Source organism: Streptomyces sp. NPDC006283, assembly GCF_040613325.1.
In the GTDB taxonomy this organism is placed as follows: domain Bacteria; phylum Actinomycetota; class Actinomycetes; order Streptomycetales; family Streptomycetaceae; genus Streptomyces.
This window is the reverse complement of sequence record NZ_JBEXRZ010000285.1, coordinates 1-7842: the sequence shown is the minus strand read 5'-3', so window position 1 is coordinate 7842 and position 7842 is coordinate 1. Positions and strand designations below refer to the sequence as shown.

The following is a 7842-nucleotide window of genomic DNA, read 5'->3' as shown; positions in this document are numbered from 1 at the left end:
GCACCGACAGCGCCAGCGCGGTGCCGGCCACACGTAATGTCAGCACTCCTCGAGGGCCAGAACGGCATCGGCACCGTCCGGCGCACCACCCTCCCCGGCGGCCTGCGCGTCGTCACGGAGACCCTCCCGTCCGTACGGTCCGCCACCTTCGGCATCTGGGCCAACGTGGGCTCCCGTGACGAGACACCATCGCTCGGCGGCGCCACGCACTACCTCGAGCACCTCCTGTTCAAGGGCACGCGCAAGCGCTCCGCCCTCGACATCTCGGCGGCGATCGACGCGGTCGGCGGCGAGATGAACGCCTTCACGGCCAAGGAGTACACCTGCTACTACGCACGGGTGCTCGACACGGACCTGCCACTCGCCATCGACGTGGTGTGCGACATGCTCACCGGTTCGCTGATTCTCCAGGAGGACGTCGAAGCCGAGCGCGGCGTCATCCTCGAAGAGATCGCGATGACCGAGGACGACCCGGGCGACTGCGTCCATGATCTGTTCGCGCAGACCATGTTCGGCGACACCCCGCTGGGCCGCCCGGTCCTCGGCACCGTCGATACCGTGAACGCCCTGACCGCCGACCGCATCCGGCGCTTCTACAAGAAGCATTACGACCCGACCCACCTGGTCGTCGCAGCGGCGGGCAACATCGACCACGCCACGGTCGTACGGCAGGTCCGCCGCGCGTTCGAGAAGGCCGGTGCACTGTCCCGTACGGACGCGGTTCCCACCGCGCCCCGCGACGGCAGCCGCGCCCTGCGCACCGCTGGCAAGGTGGACCTGCTGAACCGCAAGACGGAGCAGGCCCATGTCGTGCTCGGCATGCCCGGCCTCGCCCGCACCGACGACCGTCGGTGGGCGCTCGGCGTGCTGAACACGGCCCTCGGCGGCGGTATGTCCTCCCGCCTCTTCCAGGAGGTCAGGGAGAAGCGCGGCCTCGCCTACAGCGTGTACTCGTACACCTCGGGCTTCGCCGACACCGGCCTGTTCGGTGTGTACGCGGGCTGTCGGCCCAGCCAGGTCCACGATGTGCTCAAGATCTGCCGCGACGAGCTCGACCGGGTCGCCTCCGACGGGCTGTCGGACGACGAGATCGGCCGTGCGATCGGCCAGCTCTCCGGCTCCACGGTCCTCGGACTGGAGGACACCGGCGCGCTGATGAACCGTATCGGCAAGAGCGAGCTGTGCTGGGGCGAGCAGATGTCGGTCGACGAGATGCTCGCCCGGATATCCGCCGTCACCCCTGACGAGGTGCGCGCGGTGGCCACGGACGTACTGGGCCGGCGCCCGTCGTTGTCGGTGATCGGCCCGCTCAAGGACAAGCAGGCGGACCGTCTCCACGAAGCGGTTTCCTAGAAGCGGTCTTCTAAAAGCAAGGGAAGTTAGCGATGAGCAAGCTGCGCGTGGCCGTCCTCGGCGCCAAAGGCCGTATCGGCTCGGAGGCGGTCCGAGCCGTCGAGGCCGCCGACGACATGGAACTGGTCGCGGCGCTCGGCCGCGGCGACAAGCTGGAGTCCCTCGTGGAGTCCGGTGCCCAGGTCGTCGTCGAGCTCACCACCCCCGCGTCGGTGATGGGCAACCTCGACTTCTGCGTACGCCACGGCATGCACGCCGTCGTCGGCACCACCGGCTGGACCGATGACCGCCTCGCGCAGCTCAACACCTCGCTCGCCGCGTCCCCCGAGACCGGTGTGCTCATCGCGCCCAACTTCTCCATCGGCGCGGTCCTCACCATGAAGTTCGCCCAGCAGGCGGCGCGGTACTTCGAGTCCGTCGAGGTCGTCGAGCTGCACCATCCGAACAAGGCCGACGCCCCGAGCGGCACCGCGACCCGCACGGCACAGCTGATCGCCGCCGCCCGCGCCGAGGCCGGCTGCGCCGCGCAGCCCGATGCCACCGTCACCGCCCTGGACGGCGCGCGGGGCGCGGACGTCGACGGGGTCCCGGTGCACGCGGTGCGGCTGCGCGGCCTCCTCGCGCACCAGGAGGTTCTGCTGGGAGGCGAGGGCGAGACGCTCACCATCCGTCACGACTCCCTGCACCACAGCAGCTTCATGCCCGGCATCCTGCTGGGCGTCCGCCGTGTGGTGTCCGCTCCCGGCCTCACCTTCGGCCTGGAAAACTTCCTCGACCTGAGCTGAAGCGGAATCATGCGCGCAAAGATCACGTACTTCGTCACGGCAGCCGTCCTGGTCGTCTACTTCGTCCTGGTCGGCAGTCGTGGCGTGATGCTGATACAGCAGGGCACCGCTATCACCGTCACCTTCGGCGCCGCGGTGCTGGTTCTGCCGGTGATCGGCGTCTGGTTCCTGTGGAAGAACACGCAGTTCGTCAGCCGGGCCAACCGGCTCGCCGCGGAACTGGAGGCGGAAGGCGGGCTGCCCGTCGACGAGCTGGTGCGCACCCCGGGCGGCCGTATCGACCGTGACTCAGCGGACGCCGTGTTCGCCAAGCGCCGGGCCGAGACGGAGGATTCGCCGGACGACTGGCGCTGCTGGTTCCGGCTGGCCGTCGCCTATCACGACGCCCGCGACACACCTCGGGCCCGCCGGGCGATGCAGCGCGCGATCGCGTTGCACGACGGCAGGCCCGTTCCGAGCTGACTCGTTCCTGAGCGCAGAGACGGCCCCAAGGCCCACTCGGTACTGAAAGCCCCCCGGCCCTGCTCGCGGACCGCTTCGGAGCCTGCTCCGGGTTCGCCCCGGGCCGGCTCTCGCAGGAGTCAGCCCGCGCGGTACTCCGCGCCCCACGCCTCCACCGTGTCGGCCGCCCGGTCGAAGGCTTCCGGCCGGGACAGGAAATCGGCGTTGTGGTCGGTGAGGAGCGTGAGCGGCTCTGCGCCGTGCCGTGCCATCACGAGTGCCTGTCCCTGTACGGTGCGCGGCAGCCCGAGCCAGCGCACCGGCTGCTGCACGGTGCGCAGCTCCGAGGTGCGCTGCCAGCGCGTCGTGCCGGTCGTCAGGAACGCCACGCGCCGCAGGCCGTGGCGGCTGACCCAGACGCCCATACGAAGCAGTCGCAGAGCGGCCGCGATCACCACGGCACCGAGGGCGAAGCACACGCCGGCACCAGGCAGCGCACCCGCGAAAGCAATGATCATCGCCGCGATCAGCACGAACGAGGCCAGCAGCAGCAGGAGAGCCGCGGCCCCGACCCGCCACGGCCCCGGACGGTACGGACGCCGCCACTCGTCGTGATCGTCGAAAGGCAGCGCGACATCATCCGCTTGCGTGTCAAAAGCACGGTCGGCCGTCAGGAAGGGCAGGGGCACGACGGATCCTCACTCACCAGCACACTCGATTGGGCTGTGCCCGGGTGAGGCTACCGAGACCGCCGGAGCGCGACCACCCCAGGGTGCCCCGGGGCGCGTCCCAGGACACCGGGCAACGGGAGAAGGGTCAGCGCCCCTGGGAGGCTTCGGACTGCTGCGAATGGGCCGGCGTCCGCGTCTCCAGGGCGGGAAGCCCGAAGAGCAGGGACCCGACGAGTCCGCCGACGACGGTCAGCCCGACGAGTACCCCGCCCGCGAGCTGTGAGCGGCTGGGTCGGATACGGGGCGGGGGAGTGACGTTACTGCGGAAGGCGTCGGCCTCAGCGACGAACGCGAAGGGGACGGCCTCTCGCCGGCGGAACATCAGGGACTCTCCTAGGAAATCGTGACGGGAGCGCGGGACTGGACGCCGCTACTGGTACAGACGAGCAACGCGACCATTCGGTGCCCGAATTCCCCGAATTGACCAAAGGACACATCCCGCGGTCGACCTGGTCGGCACTGTCGGTGGCGAGCCGTAGAGTAGGCGCCGCCCGAGCGATGCAACTGGAAGGACCGCGCCGGTGAGCCACACCCCCGCAGAGAACGTAAAGCCCAGCTTCCGCAGCGATGTCACCGTCGAGCTGGTGAAGCACACGGCCGGAGACTCCGACGTGCTGTGGGCGGCCCGTGTCTCCACCGCGGGCGAGCAGTCTCTCGAGGAGCTCTCGAAGGACCCGGAGCGCTCCAAGGGCCTCATCAACTACCTGATGCGGGACCGCCACGGCAGCCCCTTCGAGCACAACTCGATGACCTTCTTCATCAGTGCCCCGATCTTCGTCTTCCGCGAGTTCATGCGGCACCGCGTCGGCTGGTCGTACAACGAGGAGTCGGGCCGCTACCGCCGCCTGGACCCGGTGTTCTACGTGCCGGACGCCGAGCGCAAGCTCGTCCAGGAGGGCCGCCCGGGGAAGTACGTCTTCGTCGAGGGCACCGCGGCCCAGCAGGAGCTCACCGGCCGGGTGATGGAGGACTCCTACCGTCAGGCGTACGAGGCGTATCTGGAGATGCTCGACGCGGGCGTCGCCCGCGAGGTCGCCCGGGCGGTGCTGCCGGTCGGCATGTACTCGTCGATGTACGCGACGTGCAACGCCCGCTCGCTCATGCACTTCCTCGGCCTGCGCACCCAGCACGACGACGCCAAGGTCCCGTCCTTCCCGCAGCGTGAGATCGAGATGGTCGGCGAGAAGATGGAGCAGCACTGGGCGAAGCTCATGCCGCTCACCTACGCCGCCTACAACGCCAACGGGCGGGTCGCCCCGTAGGGCACAGATGTACGGTCAGCCTGGAGAAGTGTCCGTATTGCGGCGTTTCGAGAAGTTCATCTAGGCTGATCAAACGGACCCGGCACTGCTTGAACCCCCGAGCAGGCAGTGCCGGGCTCCGCATGCCACGTCGTACGTCACGTCCCCCGAGGGGACCCCCTGCGGTGAGCAGCGAGTAGCGTGTTACCCATGGCTCCGATCTCCACTCCGCAGACCCCCTTCGGGCGGGTCCTCACCGCCATGGTCACGCCCTTCACGGCGGACGGCGCACTTGACCTCGAAGGCGCCCAGCAGCTGGCCGCCCATCTGGTGGACGCAGGCAACGACGGCCTGGTCATCAATGGCACCACCGGCGAGTCGCCCACCACCGGCGACGCGGAGAAAGACCAGCTCGTGCGGGCCGTACTGGAAGCGGTCGGAGACCGGGCCCACGTCGTCGCCGGCATCGGCACCAACGACACACGTCACAGCATCGAACTCGCCCGCGCCGCCGAGCGCGCCGGCGCGCACGGCCTCCTCGCTGTGACCCCGTACTACAACAAGCCCCCTCAGCAGGGCCTGCTCCGCCACTTCACGGCCATCGCAGACGCGACAGAGCTGCCGGTGATGCTCTACGACATCCCCGGACGCAGCGGCGTCCCGATCGACACAGAGACGATCGTGCGCCTCGCCGACCACCCGCGCATCGTCGCCAACAAGGACGCCAAGGGTGACCTCGGCCGCGCCAGCTGGGCCATCGCCCGCAGCGGCCTCGCCTGGTACTCGGGCGACGACATGCTCAACCTGCCGCTGCTCTCGGTCGGCGCCTGCGGCTTCGTCTCCGTCGTGGGCCACGTGGTCACTCCTGAGCTCCGTGCGCTGCTCGACGCCTACCGCGGCGGGGACGTCCAGAAGGCGACGGAGATCCACCAGAAGTTGCTCCCGGTCTTCACGGGCATGTTCCGCACCCAGGGCGTCATCACCACGAAGGCGGCGCTGACACTCCAGGGCCTGCCGGCCGGTCCGCTGCGCCTTCCCCTCGTCGAGCTGTCGCCGGAAGAAACCGCCCAGCTCAAGGTCGACCTGGCCGCCGGTGGGGTAGAGCTCTGAACAGACTTCACAACTGAATAAGCGCAGAACCGGCTGATGAGACCGACACGTGGCCGACCGACACCGGTCGGCCGCACGGACCCGGCCGGACACAGACACAGCAAGTGCACGTATGTCATGTACGCCATGTGCCCCCGCGGTACGTGGCGTACATGGTGAGGAGAGTCTTTTGAGTCATCCGCATCCTGAACTCGGCGCGCCGCCCAAACTGCCCCAGGGCGGCCTGCGCGTCACCCCGCTCGGCGGTCTCGGTGAGATCGGCCGGAACATGACCGTCTTCGAGTACGACGACCGGCTGCTCATCGTCGACTGCGGCGTCCTCTTCCCCGAGGAGGAGCAGCCCGGGATCGACCTGATCCTGCCGGACTTCACCACCATCAGGGACCGCCTCGACGACATCGACGGCATCGTGCTCACGCACGGCCACGAGGACCACATCGGCGGCGTCCCGTTCCTGCTCCGCCTGAAGCCGGATATTCCACTCATCGGTTCCAAGCTGACCCTCGCCCTGATCGAGGCCAAGCTCCAGGAGCACCGCATCCGCCCCTACACCCTCGAGGTGACCGAGGGGCATCGCGAGCGGATCGGGCCCTTCGACTGCGAATTCATCGCGGTCAACCACTCCATTCCGGACGCCCTCGCCGTCGCCATCCGCACGCCCGCGGGCATGGCGGTCCACACCGGTGACTTCAAGATGGACCAGCTGCCGCTGGACCGGCGCCTCACCGACCTCCACGCGTTCGCGCGTCTGAGCGAGGAGGGCATCGACCTCCTGCTCTCGGACTCGACGAATGCCGAGGTTCCGGGCTTCGTCCCGCCGGAGCGCGAGATCTCGAACGTCCTGCGGACGGTCTTCGCGAACGCCCAGAAGCGCATCATCGTGGCCAGCTTCGCCAGCCATGTGCACCGCATCCAGCAGATCCTCGACGCCGCCCACGAGTACGGCAGGCGGGTCGCCTTCGTCGGCCGTTCGATGGTCCGCAACATGGGCATCGCCCGGGACCTGGGATATCTGCGGGTTCCCGCCGGTCTCGTGGTCGACGTCAAGACCCTGGACGACCTTCCGGACCACGAGGTCGTCCTCGTCTGCACGGGCTCCCAGGGCGAGCCGATGGCGGCCCTCTCCCGGATGGCCAACCGCGATCACCAGATCCGCATCGTCCAGGGGGACACGGTCATCCTGGCGTCGTCCCTGATCCCGGGCAACGAGAACGCGGTCTACCGCGTGATCAACGGCCTGACCCGCTGGGGCGCGAACGTCGTCCACAAGGGCAACGCCAAGGTCCATGTCTCCGGCCATGCGTCGGCCGGCGAGTTGCTGTACTTCTACAACATCTGCAAGCCGAAGAACCTGATGCCGGTTCACGGCGAGTGGCGACACCTACGGGCCAATGCGGAGCTCGGCGCCCTGACGGGTGTTCCCAAGGACCGCATCGTGATCGCCGAGGACGGTGTCGTCGTCGACCTCGTCGACGGCAAGGCCAAGATCGTCGGCAAGGTCCAGGCCGGTTACGTGTACGTCGACGGCCTCTCGGTCGGCGATGTCACGGAGCCCGCGTTGAAGGACCGCCGCATCCTCGGCGAAGAGGGCATCATCTCCGTCTTCCTCGTCGTCGACAGCACGACGGGCAAGGTCGTGGGCGGGCCCAACATCCACGCGAGGGGTTCGGGTATCGACGACTCGGCGTTCTCGGCCGTCATGCCCAAGATCGAGGACGCGATCGCCAAGGCGGCCTCCGACGGCGTCGCCGAACCCCACCAGCTGCAGCAACTTGTTCGCCGCACCGTGGGCAAGTGGGTCTCCGACACCTACCGCCGGCGCCCGATGATCCTCCCGGTCGTCGTCGAGGTCTGACGCCCAAAACCGGCGCGGGGCCCCCGATTTGCATCGGGGCGCCCCGCTCCAGTACGTTTACGGCTCCGCCTGAACGGGAACCCCGCACACTCATGTGCTTCGTGGTGCCCGAACGGGGCGGGGAATTCCGACTCAGAATCTCTGATAAAGTCGGAGTCGCCGGAAAGGGAAACGCGAAAGCGGAGAACCGGAAGGCAGAGCAAGAAATTCTCTGCTCAGCAGAGAGCCCGTCGGCCGGGAATCGGACACGAAAGAGTCTGATAGAGTCGGAAACGCAAGACCGAAGGGAAGCGCCCGGAGGAAAGCCCGCAAGGGTGAGTACAAAG

At 68.4% G+C, this 7842-nt stretch carries 8 protein-coding genes; 6 read left to right on the top strand and 2 right to left on the bottom strand.

Translation table 11 applies throughout. From position 1 onward, the window contains the following. Nucleotides 1-36 precede the first annotated feature (36 nt). Genes ABZ070_RS33715 through ABZ070_RS33705 form a run of 3 tightly spaced genes read left to right on the top strand, consistent with a single transcriptional unit; the run spans nt 37 to nt 2600 of the window. Nucleotides 37-1353: a pitrilysin family protein gene (locus ABZ070_RS33715; protein WP_356639566.1), complete on the top strand. Its 1317-nt coding sequence runs from the start codon at nt 37-39 to the stop codon at nt 1351-1353. A 32-nt stretch (nt 1354-1385) separates the two neighbouring features. After that, entirely contained in the window at nt 1386-2138 is a 753-nt protein-coding gene (gene dapB, locus ABZ070_RS33710) for a 4-hydroxy-tetrahydrodipicolinate reductase (RefSeq protein WP_356639564.1), read from the top strand. Nucleotides 2139-2147: 9 nt separating this feature from the next. After that, the gene (locus tag ABZ070_RS33705) at nt 2148-2600 is read left to right on the top strand and encodes a tetratricopeptide repeat protein (RefSeq protein WP_356639562.1); all 453 of its coding nucleotides are present in this window, start codon (nt 2148-2150) and stop codon (nt 2598-2600) included. Nucleotides 2601-2719: 119 nt separating this feature from the next. On the opposite strand, the gene ABZ070_RS33700 is transcribed toward ABZ070_RS33705, so the two are convergent. Together ABZ070_RS33700 and ABZ070_RS33695 are read right to left on the bottom strand one after the other, a co-directional pair. Beyond that, a complete protein-coding gene (locus ABZ070_RS33700; RefSeq protein ID WP_356639560.1) occupies nt 2720-3268 on the bottom strand; it encodes a hypothetical protein in 549 nt (182 codons plus the stop codon). A 127-nt stretch (nt 3269-3395) separates the two neighbouring features. Next, nucleotides 3396-3632: a hypothetical protein gene (locus tag ABZ070_RS33695; protein ID WP_356639558.1), complete on the bottom strand. Its 237-nt coding sequence runs from the start codon at nt 3630-3632 to the stop codon at nt 3396-3398. A 199-nt stretch (nt 3633-3831) separates the two neighbouring features. Between ABZ070_RS33695 and thyX the strand changes: the two genes are divergently transcribed. From thyX to ABZ070_RS33680, 3 genes are all read left to right on the top strand, one after another. Beyond that, nucleotides 3832-4572, top strand: coding sequence for an FAD-dependent thymidylate synthase (gene thyX, locus ABZ070_RS33690; RefSeq protein ID WP_356639556.1), 741 nt, complete (start codon nt 3832-3834; stop codon nt 4570-4572). Nucleotides 4573-4761: 189 nt separating this feature from the next. After that, nucleotides 4762-5661: a 4-hydroxy-tetrahydrodipicolinate synthase gene (dapA, locus tag ABZ070_RS33685; protein WP_356639554.1), complete on the top strand. Its 900-nt coding sequence runs from the start codon at nt 4762-4764 to the stop codon at nt 5659-5661. Nucleotides 5662-5830: 169 nt separating this feature from the next. Then, nucleotides 5831-7516, top strand: coding sequence for a ribonuclease J (locus tag ABZ070_RS33680; protein WP_356639552.1), 1686 nt, complete (start codon nt 5831-5833; stop codon nt 7514-7516). Nucleotides 7517-7842 lie beyond the last annotated feature (326 nt).